The 15,182-nt window shown below is 73.6% G+C and carries 13 protein-coding genes; 5 read left to right on the forward strand and 8 right to left on the reverse strand.

Going from position 1 to position 15,182, the window contains the following annotated elements:
• The first annotated feature begins 495 nt into the window (after positions 1–495).
• The 3 genes from PZB77_RS03165 to PZB77_RS03175 all read left to right on the forward strand — a co-directional run bounded on the left by PZB77_RS03165 (position 496) and on the right by PZB77_RS03175 (position 3,407).
• Entirely contained in the window at positions 496–912 is a 417-nt protein-coding gene (locus PZB77_RS03165) for an SsgA family sporulation/cell division regulator (protein ID WP_275490976.1), read from the forward strand.
• Between the two features lie 190 nt (positions 913–1,102).
• Positions 1,103–2,074, forward strand: a complete 972-nt coding sequence (locus PZB77_RS03170) for an acyl-ACP desaturase (RefSeq protein ID WP_275490977.1) — start codon at positions 1,103–1,105, stop codon at positions 2,072–2,074.
• 424 nt (positions 2,075–2,498) lie between these two features.
• Positions 2,499–3,407: a chitosanase gene (locus tag PZB77_RS03175; protein WP_275490978.1), complete on the forward strand. Its 909-nt coding sequence runs from the start codon at positions 2,499–2,501 to the stop codon at positions 3,405–3,407.
• 52 nt (positions 3,408–3,459) lie between these two features.
• Here PZB77_RS03175 and PZB77_RS03180 read toward each other — a convergent pair whose 3' ends face one another.
• Entirely contained in the window at positions 3,460–3,714 is a 255-nt protein-coding gene (locus PZB77_RS03180) for a WhiB family transcriptional regulator (protein ID WP_275490979.1), read from the reverse strand.
• A gap of 83 nt (positions 3,715–3,797) precedes the next feature.
• A complete protein-coding gene (locus PZB77_RS03185) occupies positions 3,798–4,589 on the reverse strand; it encodes a VOC family protein (protein ID WP_275495896.1) in 792 nt (263 codons plus the stop codon).
• A 302-nt stretch (positions 4,590–4,891) separates the two neighbouring features.
• Between PZB77_RS03185 and PZB77_RS03190 the strand changes: the two genes are divergently transcribed.
• On the forward strand, positions 4,892–7,072 hold the full coding sequence (locus PZB77_RS03190; RefSeq protein WP_275490980.1) for a DEAD/DEAH box helicase: 2,181 nt from the start codon (positions 4,892–4,894) through the stop codon (positions 7,070–7,072).
• A gap of 74 nt (positions 7,073–7,146) precedes the next feature.
• Here the strand turns inward: PZB77_RS03190 and PZB77_RS03195 are convergent, their stop codons facing one another.
• Positions 7,147–8,268, reverse strand: coding sequence for an ABC transporter permease (locus PZB77_RS03195; RefSeq protein ID WP_275490981.1), 1,122 nt, complete (start codon positions 8,266–8,268; stop codon positions 7,147–7,149).
• Entirely contained in the window at positions 8,265–9,305 is a 1,041-nt protein-coding gene (ligD, locus tag PZB77_RS03200) for a non-homologous end-joining DNA ligase (RefSeq protein ID WP_275490982.1), read from the reverse strand. The genes PZB77_RS03195 and ligD overlap by 4 nt, the downstream gene beginning before the upstream one ends.
• A gap of 76 nt (positions 9,306–9,381) precedes the next feature.
• Here ligD and PZB77_RS03205 point away from each other — a divergent pair, with 76 nt between their 5' ends.
• On the forward strand, positions 9,382–10,446 hold the full coding sequence (locus PZB77_RS03205) for an ATP-dependent DNA ligase (RefSeq protein ID WP_275490983.1): 1,065 nt from the start codon (positions 9,382–9,384) through the stop codon (positions 10,444–10,446).
• A 49-nt stretch (positions 10,447–10,495) separates the two neighbouring features.
• Here PZB77_RS03205 and PZB77_RS03210 read toward each other — a convergent pair whose 3' ends face one another.
• The 4 genes from PZB77_RS03210 to PZB77_RS03225 form a co-directional block, all read right to left on the reverse strand.
• Positions 10,496–11,677, reverse strand: a complete 1,182-nt coding sequence (locus PZB77_RS03210; protein WP_275495897.1) for a PP2C family protein-serine/threonine phosphatase — start codon at positions 11,675–11,677, stop codon at positions 10,496–10,498.
• Between the two features lie 682 nt (positions 11,678–12,359).
• Positions 12,360–13,742 (reverse strand): lytic transglycosylase domain-containing protein, encoded by a 1,383-nt coding sequence (locus PZB77_RS03215; protein ID WP_275490984.1) that lies wholly within the window; start codon positions 13,740–13,742, stop codon positions 12,360–12,362.
• 19 nt (positions 13,743–13,761) lie between these two features.
• The gene (locus PZB77_RS03220; protein WP_275490985.1) at positions 13,762–14,544 is read right to left on the reverse strand and encodes a hypothetical protein; all 783 of its coding nucleotides are present in this window, start codon (positions 14,542–14,544) and stop codon (positions 13,762–13,764) included.
• Between the two features lie 44 nt (positions 14,545–14,588).
• Positions 14,589–15,125 (reverse strand): hypothetical protein, encoded by a 537-nt coding sequence (locus PZB77_RS03225; RefSeq protein ID WP_275490986.1) that lies wholly within the window; start codon positions 15,123–15,125, stop codon positions 14,589–14,591.
• Positions 15,126–15,182: the final 57 nt, after the last annotated feature.

Genomic DNA, 15,182 nt, shown 5'->3' on the forward strand with positions numbered 1-15,182 from the left:
GGACGCTCGCTGCTGCCGGCGTTCCTGCCGGCGGCACCAAGGGCCCGCCCCACCACGCGGACCCGCTCTCCCGCGCCGTCCTCCGTCGACGTGCCGCGCGTTCACCACCCTCACCGCCCGCGGACACGGTGGTTCTCCGGCACGGTCCCGACCGGCCGCCAGAGGCGCGTACCGGCGGCGGCGCCCGGCCGGCCCGGCGCGTCCCCCGATGTCACGACTCTCCGTCGATGGGCTGTTAGCGGGCCTTGTCCGGGTGGCGGCCGGGCCGCGCGGCCCTTCGCGGCCCTGCTGCGGCCGGGTGGGCCCCGGCGCCATCGCGCCTGGTCATCGCCGCCCACCCGCGCGGGATGGGTGAGCGGTGACCGGGCAGGGGATCACCACCGGGGAGGTCGGCGGTGACGGACCTCACGCCCCGGGCCGGTGCACGGATCGCGACGTTCCGTCGTCTACTCCAGTGCCGGGGTCCGTTCGTCCAGCCGTGCGAGGGAGCAGGTCTTGTCCAGCCTCATCGAGCAGTCCGTACAGGCCCGCATGGTCGCCTCCGTCCCGCGGATGGCGACGCTGCCGGCCACACTGCGTTACGACCGCGAGAATCCGTTCGCCGTCCGGATGGCGTTCCCCGCCCGGGCCACGCTGGAGGGCAGCGACGTCTCGTGGGAGTTCTCCCGGGACCTCCTCGCGCGGGGTGTGGACGCGCCCGCCGGAGTCGGGGACGTACGGGTGCGGCCGTTCGGGCGGGAGCGGACCGCGCTGGAGTTCCACGCCGCCGAGGGCATCGCCATGGTGCATGTCCGTACCTCGGAGCTGCGCCGGTTCCTGAAGCGGGTGGAGGAGTCGGTACCGCTGGGCGACGAGTACCGTTTCCTGGACCTGGACCGTGGACTGGAGCAGCTGTTGGGCGACAGCCACTGACCGGAGCCTCTCCCGGCCGGTCGGCGGCCCGCACCACGGTGCCGGCGCGCCCCCTCCGGAGTCCCTCCCGGAAGGCCCCGGCGCGTGGGTCCGGCTCCGGCCAGGCTTGGCTGAGCACTTACCTGCGCTTAACCTACGGACACGTAACCTACGAAGCCGTAGGTAAAATCTCCCGTCCCCAGGAGCCCTTGTGACGATCACCTCTCCCCATCTCGGCAGTTCGAAGGCGTGGAGCGACGCGCAACTGCTGTACGCGTTGGAAGAGGTGGTGGAGAAGGAACTCAACCGGCATCTCAAGGTCGCCAAGGACTGGATGCCCCACGAGTACGTGCCGTTCTCCGACGGCCGGAACTTCCCCGGTGTCTTCGACGACGGCGAGGCGTGGGCACCCGACCAGTCCAAGGTCACCGACATCGGCAAGATCGCCCTCGTGGTGAACCTGCTGACCGAGGACAACCTCCCCAGTTACCACCACGAGATCGCCTCACTCTTCGGCCGCGACGGCGCCTGGGGCACCTGGGTGCACCGCTGGACGGCCGAGGAGGGCCGCCACGGCATCGTGATGCGGGACTACCTCCTCACCTCCCGCGCGGTCGACCCGGACAAGCTGGAGCAGTTCCGCATGGCGCACATGGCGGAGGGCTTCGAGTCCGACAACCGGCACTCGATGCTGCACTCCGTCGCGTACGTCGCCTTCCAGGAGCTGGCGACCCGCGTCTCGCACCGCAACACCGGCCACCAGTCCGGTGACCCGGTCTGCGACCGCATGCTGGCACGCATCGCGACCGACGAGAACCTCCACATGGTCTTCTACCGGAACCTCCTGGGCGCGGCCTTCGAGCTGGCCCCGGACCTCACCATGCAGTCGGTGCGCGACGTGGTGGTCAACTTCCGGATGCCCGGGCACGGCATGCCCGGCTTCGAGCGGGCCGCCGCGCAGATGGCGATCGGCGAGATCTACAACATGCGCATCCACCACGACGACGTGATCCAGCCCGTGCTGCGCTACCTGAAGGTCCTGGAGATCGACGGGCTCGGCCCGGAGGGCCTGCAGGCGCAGGAGGAGCTCGGCCTCTTCATGGGCGGGCTCGACAGCGAGGCGTCGAAGTTCGACGAGAAGCTGGCGGCGCGCAGGGCCCGCATGGCGGCGCGCGGCCGCTGAGGCCCCGCCCCCGCCCCGCCGAGGTCCTGCCCCCGCCCGCCGACGTGAGTGCCCGCGTGCTCCCGTCGGCGGGCGCCGGCGTGTCCGGTCCGCGTGACGGATCCGCTCCCGGGCCGCCCGCGGGACCACTCCCGGGCCGGTTTGCCGGTGCCGGTGCCGGTGCCGGTGCCGGTGCCGGTGAGAACGGCTTCGGCCGGACGAAGGAGTGGTCCCCGGGACCGCCCCCGCATCCCGGCGTCCCACGTGCCGGACCCGCAGGTATGGGTGCGGCTCGCGGACGAGAAGCGCACTGACCGTCGCGGGGCGGGGGGCGCAACGGAGCGGGCAGGGGACTCCGGGGCGAGCTGGGCGTCCCCACCGGCCACCGGTCCTGGCTCAGGGCTGGCCAGTGGGTTTCCTGTGAGCGAGCCCTACACTGTGCGGCGTGAAACCTGCCATACGCCTCGCCCTCGTCGGCGCCCCGGTCATCGTCGTTCTCTCGCTGGTCTTCGGAGCCGGCGGGGGGGACGATCTGCCTTCCGACACGGGTCAGCCGACATCCGCCGACGCCAGTCAGCAGGCGGCCGAGTCGGCTGCGGACGTGCGTGCCGACGAGGACGCGGAGATCGCGAAGCTGCCCGCCGGGCTCGCCGATCCGGCGGCGAAGGAGATCGCCTCGGAGCTGGTGTCGAGCGCGGACAGCTCCACGCTCGACTGGCGGAGCCGGTACGGCGCGATCGAGGACACCGGTGACGGCTCGGGCTACACCGCCGGGATCGTCGGGTTCTGCTCGGGCACCAGCGACATGCTGGATCTCGTCCAGCGCTACACCGCCGACCACCCGGACAATCCGCTCGCCCCGTACCTGCCGGCGCTGCGCGAGGTGAACGGCACCGCGTCGCACGAGGGCCTGGACCCGGGGTTCACCGACGCCTGGCGGCAGGCCGCGCAGGAGGAGGCGTTCCGCACCGCGCAGGAGGAGACCCGCGACCGCCTCTACTTCGAACCGGCCGTCCGGCAGGCGAAGCTCGACGGGCTGGGCCCGCTCGGGCAGTACATCTACTACGACGCGATGGTGCTGCACGGGCCGGACACCGACGCGGCCGGCTTCTACGGCATCCGGAAGGCGGCCCTGGCGGAGGCCGACACGGTCACCGAGGGCGGTGACGAGGAGGAGTACCTCGACATCTTCCTGGACGCGGGCCGGAAGGCGATCCTCGCGAAGCCGACCGAGCGCGACACGACCCGCATCGACACCATGCAGGAGGCGTTCCTCGACGCGGGGAACTTCGGGCTCACCACACCTCTCGAGTGGCGGGTGTACGGGAAGACCTTCCGGATCCCGGCCGCCTGACCCCTCCTCGGTGCCGGAGCGCCGGTGCGCCCGGCGCCCGAGGGCGGGATCCTCAGGCGCTCGCGCGGCCGTCGCGGCGCAGCCGGTCGCGTTCGTTCTCCGAGAGGCCTCCCCAGACGCCGAAGCGCTCGTCGTTGGCGAGGGCGTACTCCAGGCATGCCACCCGGCCCTCGCAGGCGAAGCAGAGCCGCTTCGCCTCTCGCGTCGAACTGCCCGGGGCGGGAAAGAAGAATTCGGGACCGGTCTGGGCGCACAGGGCCGATTCCTGCCAGGCGAGCGCGTCCTCGGTGGTGGTGTTGATCAGCATGCGCCCAGCATGTCGTCCGCTTATAAACATCCGTTGAACGACCACTTCCGGCCACGCCCGGATCCGGGGCGCGGAGGGCCGGTTCAGCCCATGGGAGCGGGCTTGATGACGGCGAAGGAGGCCCCGTACGGGTCGGTGAGGTTGGCCGTCACACCGACGTCCGGCACGTCCATCGGCCCCAGGGTGACCGCTCCGCCGAGCCGGACGGCGTCGCCCAGGACCGTGTCCACGTCGCCCACGCAGAAGTACGGCAGCCAGTGCGGTCCCGACTCGGCCTCGCTGGGCACCTCGTCCAGGCCGACCAGTCCGCCGAAGAAGTCCGCGTCGTCCTCGGCGCCGGACGGGCGGATCATCGTGTAGGTGCCGCCGGGATACTCGGTGGTCTCGGTGTCCCAGCCGAAGACGCCGCCGTAGAACGCCTTCGCCGCTGCCACGTCCTGGGTGTAGAGCTCGGCCCAGATGAAGGTGCCGTACACCTGGGTGGCGCCGAGTCCGGGGTTCTGCTTGGGCTGCCACGTGCCGAAGTAGGCGCCGGCGGGGTCGGTGAAGCCCCCCATCCGGCCGTGGTCCAGGACGTCCATCGGCGGGAAGGGGACGTTGCCGCCCCGTTCTTCGACCGCGCGGGCGGTCGCGTCCACGTCGGGCGAGTGGAAGTACACCGACCAGGTCGGCTTGGCCTGTTCGTCGGTGACGGTCATCGCCCCTGCGACGGTCCGGCCGTTCAGGGTGTACGTCCCGTAGCCACCGGTCTCGGGACCGCCGGGGACCAGCTCCCAGCCGAAGACCCCGCTGTAGAAGGCGGTGGCCCCGTCGAGGTCGGGGGTGCCGAGGTCGATCCAGTTGGGCGCGCCCGGGACGAAGGTCGGGTCGAGCATGGCGCTGCGCTCCTCCAGCGGGGCCGCTGTCGCCCCGCTTGACTCGTCGTAGGGGTCGTACACGTGCTGTCGGTGCCGGGGGCACGGCCCCGGCCGTTCGAGTCTGCCACCGGCCGCCGTGCGCCGCAGTCCGCGTACGACCGGCCGGAGGAGGAACTCCCGGAGCGCGCGGGCGACGCGCGGGGCGGGGTGCGACGCCGGGGCGGTGAGGGGGCGGGCCGCCCCGGCGTGGCAGCATGGAACCCCTCGCGGGCCCCGGTGGCGCGCGACGGGCGGGGCAGGGCGGGACACGAGGGACTCACATGTCACAGGGCACCGGGGCGGGCGCGGGCAAGGCGGTCCGGCCGCTGCTCGCGGAGGCCGACGCACTCCTCGCGGCCGCCCGTGCGGTGCCCGCCGACCACGACCGCGCGCTGGACTCCGTACGCTCCGTGCTCGATCCCCTCGTCGGCTCCCTGGTCGGCCGGGAGCTAGACGCGATCCCGGTCGCCCGGCTCCGGGACGTGACGGAGGGGCGGTTGCGCATCACCGCCTTCGAGCAGGCCGGCTTCGGCACGGTCGGCCGGGTGCACGCGGCGAGCCGGTACGAGCTGAGACGGCTGCCCGGCGTCGGGGCGCAGACCGCCGACCAGGCGCTGGCCGCCGCCGAGCGGCTCGCGCACGCGGTGCGCGACACGGTCTCGGTGCGGCTCGACGCGGATGCGCCGGACCCCGCCACCAGCGCACTGGTGGTCGCGCTGCACCGGCTGGTGGGGGCGGGCCCCGACGCGCCGCGTGCCCGGAAGGCGGCGCTGCGGCTGATCGGACGGCTGGAGGAACCGGTCGCGGAGGCGGCGCCGGCCCGGGGGCGGCTGCGGCCGCTCTTCCTCGGCCGGGAGGCGCGCGGCCGGGTCGCGGCGGCGGTGGAGACCGTACGCGCGGTGCTGGCGGAGGCCCATGGTCAGGGGCTCCCGCTCCTCTTCGGCCAGGTGTGCGTCGATCTGCTGCGGGCCCCCGAGCCGGAGGCGGCGGCCTGGGTCGACTTCGAGACGCGGTCGGCCGAGTACTACGGCCTGCTCGCCGAGTTGTCGGGCACCGGACCGGACCGGGACGCCGCCGAGGGGTTCCTGCCGTCCACGATCGCCGACCGGGTGCGCGGCCTGCGGCTCGACGACTCGCGGTTGCGGGTGTCGCTGCGCGGTTACCAGTCGTTCGGGGCGAGGTTCGCGCTCGCCCAGAAGCGGGTGGTGCTCGGCGACGAGATGGGGCTGGGCAAGACGGTGCAGGCGATCGCGGCCCTCGCGCATCTGGCGGCCGGGGGCGCCCGTCACTTCCTGGTGGTGTGCCCGGCGAGCGTGTTCATCAACTGGACGCGCGAGATCAGGGCCCGTTCCACGCTGGATGTGCTGCCGGTCCACGGCCCCGACCGGCTGGACGCGTTCGCCGAGTGGCGGCACTCGGGCGGGGTCGCGCTCACCACCTTCGACGCGCTGCACGCCCTGCCGGACGGGGACGCGGCGGGGGTGCGGCCGGCCATGGTCGTGGTGGACGAGGCGCACTACGTGAAGAATCCCGCGACCCGCCGGTCGCGGGCGGTGGCCGGGTGGGCGGACCGCGCGGAGCACGTCCTCTTCCTCACCGGCACCCCGATGGAGAACCGGGTGGCGGAGTTCCGCAGCCTGATCCGGCTGCTGCGGCCGGAGTTGGCGCCTCCGGTCGACCCGACCCACGGCGCCGCCGGTTCGCACGCCTTCCGCCGTGCGGTGGCCCCCGCCTACCTGCGGCGCAACCAGGAGGACGTGCTGACCGAACTCCCGGCGCTGGTGCGGGCGGACGAGTGGGTGGAGTTCAGCGAGGCGGACCTGCGGGCCTACCGGGCGGCGGTGGACGACGGCCACTTCATGCGGATGCGCCGGGCGGCGTACGCGGTGCCCGAGGCGTCGGCGAAGCTGGCACGGCTGCGGGAGCTCGTCGCGGAGGCCGCCGGGAACGGCCACAAGGTGGTGGTCTTCTCGTACTTCCGCGAAGTGCTGGCGACCGTCCGTGCGGCCCTGGGAGACGCGGTGTTCGGTCCGGTCGCGGGGGATGTCGCGGCGGCCCGCCGGCAGGATCTGGTGGACGCCTTCGGGGCGGCGCGCGGTCATGCGGTGCTGCTGAGCCAGATCCAGGCGGGCGGCACCGGGCTGAACATGCAGGCCGCTTCGGTGGTCATCCTCTGCGAACCGCAGATCAAGCCCACCCTGGAGCACCAGGCCGTGGCCCGCGCGCACCGCATGGGGCAGATACGCACCGTCCAGGTGCACCGGTTGCTCACGGCGGACAGTGTCGACCAGCGGATGATGGCGCTGCTGGCCCGCAAGGACCGGGCCTTCGACGTCTACGCGCGGCGCAGTGACGTCGCGGAGGCGGTGCCGGAGGCGGTGGACGTCTCGGACGGAGCGCTGGCCCGGCTCATCGTGGAGGAGGAGCAGCTGCGCCTGTCGTCCTCTCCCCCGCCCGGCTGACCTCCCCTCCCGGCTGACCACTGCCGCCCGGCTGACCTCCCCCGCGCCGGGAGGCGGCCGGAAGCGACAGGGTGTCAGCCGTCGGCCGCCGCGTGCTCGGCCGGCTTCGGCCGCCCGCCGGGGTGGCGGTGGCGCCAGGTCCAGAAGACGCCGCAGGAGACGAGGGACCAGGCGGCGAGCACCAGGTAGGGGAAGGCGAACTGGTGGCCCTGGTAGTAGACGGCGGTGTGCTGGGCGTTGACCGAGGCGCCGGGGGGCAGCCAGCGGCCGATGTGCCCGAGCAGGGACGGCAGCAGCGGCCAGGAGACGGCGCCGCCGGACGACGGGTTGCCGAGCAGCACCATGACGCCCCAGGTCGGGAGCATCGCCCAGCGTCCCATGAGGGTGTTGAACATGGTGAAGACCATGCCGGAGGTGAACATCGTGAACGCGAGGATCAGCCACGACTGGGCGAAGGGCAGGTCAACCGCCCCGAGCCCCCAGTCCACGACGGCGGCGATGGAGAACGCACCCAGCAGGGAGTAGGCGATGGTGAACAGGATGCGCTCCACCGGGTTCAGGGCGCGCGCGTGGACACTGAGCTGGATGGCGCCGACGAAGCCGAGGATGACGGCGGCGAGCGAGATGTAGAAGAGGGCCAGGCCCCGCGGGTCGCCCTTCTGCAGCGGTTTGACGTCCCGGACGGTGACCGGCACCCCGACCGCCCTGCCCACCTTGACCCCCGCCTCGGCGAGGATCTGGGCCACGGTGGCACCCGAGGCGCTCGCCACGTCGAGGCGCACCCGGGCGTCGCCGGCGCGCAGGATGGTGAAGACCCGCTGTTCCTCGAGCGCCTCGTCGGCCTCGGCGAGGGTGTCGTACTCGTGGAGGACCAGCGAGGCGTCCAGGGCCTTCTCCATCCCCGCCACGAACGCGGCGCCGCGCGGTGCGGCGGGTTCGCCGACCAGGGCCGCCGGGATCCGGTGCGGGGTGGGGTTGGCCATGGTGTAGGTGTACGAGCCGGCGAAACAGCCCGCGGCGGCGGAGAGGATGAACACCAGCACGGTCGCGGCCAGGTACGGCGAGTCCTTGAAGGCCCGCCACGTGTCCCGCGGGGTGGAGGGCCGGCCGTGGGCGCCGTGCGACCGGGGGTGCCCGGAGCCGGCGCCGCCGCGGCCGTCCTCGCCGTCCCCCGTGGGTGGCTGCTCGGCGCTCACGCGCCGGCTCCGGAACCCTCGGCCGGCTCGTCGTCCGACCGGGCGCGGCTGGGCTGCACACGCTTGGGCTCGCCGGGCATCTTGGGGTACTCCGGCGGGTAGGGCAGGTCGCCGTGGCCGTGTTCCCGCTCGTCGCGGGCGGCGAGCTCGAGCAGCAGATCGAGGCGGAAGGCGTGCTGGTCCATGTCGGCGTGGACGTCACCCACCTTGGCGTACCGCTGCGGCAGGGTCCTGATGTCGAAGTCGCGGGGCTCGGCGTCGTCGATCTCCTCCCAGCGCAGCGGGGCGGAGACGGGGGCGTGCGGGAAGGGGCGTACGGAGTAGGCGGAGGCGATCGTCCGGTCGCGGGCCGTCTGGTTGTAGTCGACGAAGATCCGCTCGCCGCGCTCCTCCTTCCACCAGGCGGTGGTGACCCGGTCCGGCATCCGTCTCTCCAGCTCGCGTCCGACCGCGATGGCGGCCCGCCGGACCTCGGTGAAGCTCCACTCGGGGACCAGCGGGGCGAAGACGTGGATGCCGCGTCCGCCCGACGTCTTGGGCCAGCCGCGGAGCCCGTGCTCCTCCAGGACGGAGCGGAGTTCGTGGGCGGCCTCGACCGCGTCGGCGTAGTCGGTGCCGGGCTGCGGGTCGAGGTCGATGCGCAGTTCGTCGGGGCGGTCGGTGTCGGTGCTCCGTACCGGCCAGGGGTGGAAGGTGAGGGTGCCGAGGTTGGCGGCCCAGAGCACGGCGGCGAGGCCGGCCGGGCAGATCTCGTCGGCGTGCCGGCCGCTGGGGAAGGAGATGCGGGTGGTGGGGATCCAGTCGGGCACGTTCTTCGGCGCCCGCTTCTGGTAGAAGAACTCGCCCTCCACGCCGTCGACGAAGCGCTGGAGGGTGGTGGGCCGGTCGCGCAGGGCGCGGGTGATGCCGTCGCCGACGGCGAGGAAGTACTCCGCCACGTCCCTCTTGGTGTAGCCCTTCTCCGGGAAGTACACCTTGTCCGGGTTGGACAGCCGTACCGGCTGCCCGTCCACGTCGAGTTCCACCGCAGCTCCCATGTCGGCCACCGTAGGCGGGGCGCACAAATGCCGCACATCGAAGGACGGGCGGTGGTCCTTCGCGCAGAATCGGGCCATGGACCTGCCGGTGATGCCGCCCGTGAAGCCGATGCTCGCCAAGTCCGTCCCCGCGATCCCGCCGGGCATGCAGTACGAGGCGAAGTGGGACGGCTTCCGCGCACTCGTGTACCGGGACGGCGACGAGGTGGAGATCGGCAGCCGTACGGGCAAGCCGCTCACCCGCTACTTCCCCGAACTCCTCCCGGCGGTGCGCGCGTCGCTGCCGCCGCGCTGCGTGATCGACGGGGAGATCGTGCTCGCGCACGACGGGCGCCTGGACTTCGACCGGCTCAGCGAGCGGATCCACCCCGCCGAGTCCCGGGTGCGGCTGCTCGCCGAGCGGACCCCGGCCTCCCTGGTCGTCTTCGACGTCCTGGCCCTGGACGACCGCTCGCTGCTAGGCACCCCGCAGGCGGAGCGGCGGACGGCTCTGGAGGCGGCGCTCGCCGGGGCGGCTCCCCCCGTCCATCTCGCGCCGGCCACCACCGACCGGGAGACCGCGCAGCGGTGGTTCGACCAGTACGAGGGCGCGGGGCTCGACGGGATCGTCGCCAAGCCGCTCGCTCTGCCCTACCGGCCCGACACCCGCACCATGTTCAAGATCAAGCACGAACGGACCGCCGACTGCGTGGTCGCGGGATACCGCGAGCACAAGAGCGGCCCGGTCGTCGGTTCGCTGCTGCTGGGGCTCTACGACGACGAGGGGGCGCTCCAGCACGTGGGGGTCTGCGCATCCTTCCCGATGAAGCGGCGGGCCGAGCTCGTCACCGAGCTGGAACCGCTGCGGACCGCCTCCTCGGACCACCCGTGGGGCGCGTGGACCGATGCCGGGGCGCACGGGAACGCCCGGATGCCCGGGGCGCCCAGCCGCTGGTCGGGGAAGAAGGACATGTCGTGGGTGCCACTGCGCCCGGAGCGGGTCTGCGAAGTGGCCTACGACCACATGGAGGGCGACCGGTTCCGCCACACCACGCAGTTCCGCCGGTGGCGCCCCGACCGCGACCCCTCGGGGTGCACCTACGCGCAGTTGGCCGAGGTGGTGCGGTACGACCTCTCCGCGGTGCTGTCGGGCACGGACTGAGACCCGTGCCTCTCGTGCCGTCGAAGGCGAGGGCGGGGTGCCCGGGCGATCAGCCTTCCTCGGTCCGGGGCCCGTGCCAGTCCAGGCAGAGGACGGTGGCGTCGTCCTCGGGAGGACGGCCGCCGTACACCTCGGCGACCGCCTCGACCATGGCGCGCACGACCTCGCGCGGGTGCTCGTCCGCGGTCGCACGCATCAGGCCGGGCAGGTCGACGGTCGCCGCCCTGCGCTCCTGCATGCCGTCCGTGTGGAAGACGAGACGGTCCCCGGGACGCAGATCGACGTCCTGTACGCGGTACGGGCCCTGCAGGACCACCCCGAAGGGCATGTTGACGGCGAGAGGCACCGCCCTGACCGTGCCGTCGCGCAGGACGAACGGCGCGGGGTGACCGGCGTTGACGATCTGCGCCCCGCTTCCGTCCAGGGCGACGCGCAGCAACTGGCCCGTGGCGAAGGTCCGTCTCCCGTGGTCGAGGAGGGCCCGGTGGATCTGACGGGCCTGCTCGGCGAGGTCGGCACCGGAGCGGCGGGCCCCCCGGGAGGCGTTGACCAACAGGGTGGCCATGAGTGAGGCGTCGACGTTGTGGCCCATCGCGTCGGTGACGGACAGGTGCAGCGTGCCGTTGTCGAGGCTGTAGTCGTAGGTGTCACCGGCGATGTCGGACGCCGGTACGAGGGCACCGGCCAGGGTGAACTGGCCGGCCTCGACGGAGGAGGCCGACGGCAGGAGCTGGCGCTGGATCTCGGCGGCCAGGCTGACGGTGGTGGTGCGGTTGCCCCAGTGGTACAGGTCGGTGAAGCGGCGGTCGGTGACGATGATGTACGCCAGCGCGTGCGCGGCCTCCTCCACCTGCTCCAGTACGTCCCCGGAGACGTCCGGGAGGAACAGCTCCAGCACGCCTATGGCGTCACCGCGGTTGGTCACCGGCGCGAGTACCCACAGACCCAGCTCGCCCTGCGGCGCCTGCACCAGCTTCTGGGAGCGCAGCACCTCGTCGTACAGGCCGCTGCCGGCCAGGGGCACCTGTGCGGCGCGGTCCTCCTGCGGCATGCCCTCCGTGTCGTTCACCCGCAGCAGGCGGCGCCCGACCACGTCCACGAAGAGGAAGGAGACGTAGCGCGCGTTGAACCGGTCCCGGAGGTTGCTCGCGACGACGTCGAGTGAGTCCACCGGCGCGGCTTCCTCGGCACGTGCCAGTACCTCGGCGAGCCCCAGACGGTCCCGCTCCACATCAGCCTCCCGGATTGCCACTCTTCCCCGACCGATCAGTAAAGCTACGCGTTCCACCCGCGGCTGTGTGCCCGGGGTCTTCCGCCGTCGCCGCGTGTCCGGACTCATTCTCCCCGTTCCCGCACACGGCGGGCTTCGGGCGCGGGCGGTCCCGGTCCCGCTGCCCGGTCGGCGCACAGGTGGGTCGCCGAACAGGGCTGGTCGCCGCCTCACCGGGGGCTTCCCGTGCCCCGGGGCGCACCGCACTCGCGTGGGGCGGTGGACCGGCCCTGCCGGCGGTCTGTTCAGCGCGTGCGCCCGGCCCGGTCAATCCCGGGCCGGGCGCACGGCGCACGTCGGGGCCGGCCCGGCTCCGGTGGGGGCGGTTCACCCGGGAGTCGGTCCGCGTGCCGCAGGGGGTGGGCGAGGGCTGACCGGGGCGGAGGATGCGGAAGGGCTGGGCAGAGCCGTGGAATTCGTTCTCCCTGACCACTACGCGGACGCCGGACGGGCGGCCACGCGCGCATGACGGCGTACGCCGGGGTGAGGGTCCCGGTCGCCGTGGTGCGCCGCCCGGCCGCCCGTTCCGCCGCGCGCCCCGGCGCTGCCTCGCCTTCCGGGGCGTGTCGCGGAGGCCGGGAGGCGGGGCACTTCGTCCGTCGGAGAGTGAGCGCGACCAGCGGCGCCGGGAAGCGCGGGTCCGCTACTCCGCGGCCGCCTCGGCCGCCGGGACGCACGGGTCGCCGGTGGCCCCGGGGTCGGTGGCCGGGTCCGCGCAGCCGGGCGCCGGGTCGGTGGTGGCCGGGGCGGTGGGCTCGGTCGTCGCCGGGGTGGTGGGTTCGGTCGTGGCCGGATCCGTGGGTTCCGTGGTGGCGGGGTCCGTCGGATCGGGCGTGCCGGTGTCGGTCGGGTCGGGGTCGGGGGTGGTGCCCGGGTCCGGGGTCGTTCCCGGGTCGGGGGTGGTTCCGGGGTCGGGCGTGGTGCCCGGGTCCGGGGTCGTGCCCGGGTCCGGGGTCGTGCCGGGGTCCGGGGTCGTGCCGGGGTCCGGGGTGGTACCCGGGTCCGGGGTCGTTCCGGGGTCGGGCGTGGTGCCCGGGTCCGGCGTGGTGCCCGGGTCGGGGGTCGTCCCCGGGCCGGGCGGCGTACCGGGGCCGGACGGGGAGGGGGTGAGGGGCGGGCGGGAGGGCTGCGGGCCGATGATGATGCCGCCGCCGACCGGGGCCGAGGGTGCGGTGGGGCCGCCCGCGCCGGGGGTGGTGGGCAGCGGGCCCTGGCCGTCCGGGACCGGGTGCGCGCCGTTGCCGTAGTACGCCAGCCAGGACAGCACCGTGCGCAGGTAGGTGTCCGAGTGGTTGTAGCTGAGGATCGCGCGGTCGAGGTCGGCGGCGACCGCGAGGTCGCGGGTCCCCGCGCAGAGGTAGCGGCCGGCGGCGAGCGCCGCGTCGTGGACGTTGCCGGGATCCCGGCGCCCGTCGCCGTTGCCGTCCTGGCCCCAGTGGGCCCAGGTGGACGGGATGAACTGCATCGGCCCGACCGCCCGGTCGAAGGTGGCGTCGCCGTCGTACGCGCCGTTGTCGGTGTCCGCGATGTTCGCGAACCCGGCGCCGTTCAGGACGGGCCCCAGGATCGGGGAGAGCGTCGTGCCGGCCTTGTCCACCCTGCCGCCGGCGGCGTGCCCGGACTCCACCTTGCCGATGGCGGCGAGGAGTTGCCACGGCAGCCGGCAGGCTCCGTCGGTCCGGGCGACGGTGCTCGCGGCCTTGCGGTACGCCGCGAGCACCGTGGACGGGATTCCCGCCTGGGCTTCCCCGGCGCGGACGACGGCGGGGCTCTGCTTGGCGCCCGGCGCCGCCGGGACCGGCAGGGGCGGCGGTACCGGTGACGTCAGGGGCGGCAGTTCGGTGTGGTAGGAGTCGTCGTTGGGGACTTGTGTCCAGAGCACCTCGTCGGGGGCCGCTTTCCTCGCCTCGTCCTGGTGGGCGACGCTCAGGAAGCCCGGTGCCTGCGAGGTGGTGAGCGCGGCCATCGCGGCGACGGCCGTGGCCGTGCCGGTGAGTCCGCGCCGCATGGAGCCGTTGAACCTCATCTGTCCGTCTCTCTCCGGGTCACTGGGTGAAGGTGTCGATGGCCGCGATGCGCCAGCGGCCGTCCTCGCGGACGGCGTCCACCGCGAGCATGGCCGCCGCGTAGGTCGTCTCCTCCTTGGCACCGGTACGGGTGTTGCTCTGGTCGGCGAAGACGAGGACCCGCGCCCGGTCCCCGTCGAGTCGTTCGACCGCGCTCTCGGTGACGGTCGTGGTGAGGACGAGCTTCTGCGCGGGCGCCTGCTTCCGGACCCCGGCGAGCATCTCCTGGTGCTGCTGCACCGCCTTGCCGGTCAGGTAGGTCTTCGCCGCACGGTCGGATTTCTCCGTGGAGGCGTAGTCGTACGAGAAGACGGCGCCCACCGCCTCGGTGATCTGGCCCTTGACCTCGCTGGTGCGGGCGATGTCGGTGAGCGCGCTGTTCCGGCGGCCCGGGTCGTCGCGCAGCGAGGCGGCGGAGGTGAACGCCCAGGCGGCGAAGATGCCGAGCAGCACGGTGAGTACGCACAGGAGGGCGGGCAGGCCGATGCGCGGGAAGGCAGGACGCGGGCGCCGGGGCCGGTGCGCCTCGGCCGGGGTGTCGTCGGCGGCCGGGTCCGTGTCGTCAGCCGCGGGGTCCGCGTCGTCGGCGGCCGGGTCCGCCGTGTCCGCGGCCGGGTGCGTGTCGGTGCCGGGGTCGGTGGGCTCCGCGTCGGTGGCTGCCGGTCGACCGTCCTTGCCGGTCGCGGCGGCGGGTGTGGCGCGCTCGGCGGCGACGGTGGCCAGCCTGCGCTGCCGGTTCAGGAGGTGACGGGTCGTCGGCATGTCCGGGAGTTCCTCTCGGGGCGGGGCGGGGGTGGGGCGGCGTGTCAGCCGGCGGTGTTGCCGACCGGCGCCTGGCCGAGGGCGCTGAGCTTCCACCCCTGGGAGGTCCGGGTGACCTGGCCGAGCATCCGGCTCTCCTTCACCGCCGGTTCGCCCTCGGGCGCTGTGACGGTGACGCGCAGGGCGACCAGGAGGCTCGCCCGGCCGGCCCGCTCGTCGAGTTCGGTGACGGCGCCGGAGAGCACCTGGGCGGTGCTCGTCGTCTTCGCCGTCTCGATCTGCTTCACGAAGGCGTCACGGCCGTCGACGAGTTGTTGGTGGAGGTCGCCGGTCGTGGAGTCCTCCCAGCTGTCCAGCCCTTCCCGCAGTCGGGAGTGGTCGAGGGTGTTCATGTTCTGCACCGCCTGTTCCCCCGCCGCGAGGGCGTCGTCACGGGCCTGTGCGTAGGAGGCGGAGTCGTCGTGCGCCGCCGTGTACCAGGACCAGCCGCCCCAGCCCGCCGCGACCGCGGCGACGAGTGCCAGCGCGAGCGCCACCCCCACCAGCGGATTGAGCTGCGTCGTCTTGCCTGCCCGTGCCATCGCTGCCTCTCCCCTGCCGGCCCGTGGACGGGCCGGCACCGTGTTGCCCTGCTCGTC

The sequence above is a fragment of the Streptomyces sp. AM 2-1-1 genome (assembly GCF_029167645.1).
GTDB lineage: Bacteria > Actinomycetota > Actinomycetes > Streptomycetales > Streptomycetaceae > Streptomyces.

Coding starts and splice junctions, on each gene's coding strand:
- PZB77_RS03220 (WP_275490985.1), bottom strand. CDS start 14,544: ATGCCGACGACCCGTCACCTCCTGAACCGGCAGCGCAGGCTGGCCACC.
- PZB77_RS03190 (WP_275490980.1), top strand. CDS start 4,892: ATGTCACAGGGCACCGGGGCGGGCGCGGGCAAGGCGGTCCGGCCGCTG.
- PZB77_RS03215 (WP_275490984.1), bottom strand. CDS start 13,742: ATGAGGTTCAACGGCTCCATGCGGCGCGGACTCACCGGCACGGCCACG.
- PZB77_RS03225 (WP_275490986.1), bottom strand. CDS start 15,125: ATGGCACGGGCAGGCAAGACGACGCAGCTCAATCCGCTGGTGGGGGTG.
- ligD (WP_275490982.1), bottom strand. CDS start 9,305: ATGGGAGCTGCGGTGGAACTCGACGTGGACGGGCAGCCGGTACGGCTG.
- PZB77_RS03180 (WP_275490979.1), bottom strand. CDS start 3,714: ATGCTGATCAACACCACCACCGAGGACGCGCTCGCCTGGCAGGAATCG.
- PZB77_RS03205 (WP_275490983.1), top strand. CDS start 9,382: ATGGACCTGCCGGTGATGCCGCCCGTGAAGCCGATGCTCGCCAAGTCC.
- PZB77_RS03185 (WP_275495896.1), bottom strand. CDS start 4,589: ATGCTCGACCCGACCTTCGTCCCGGGCGCGCCCAACTGGATCGACCTC.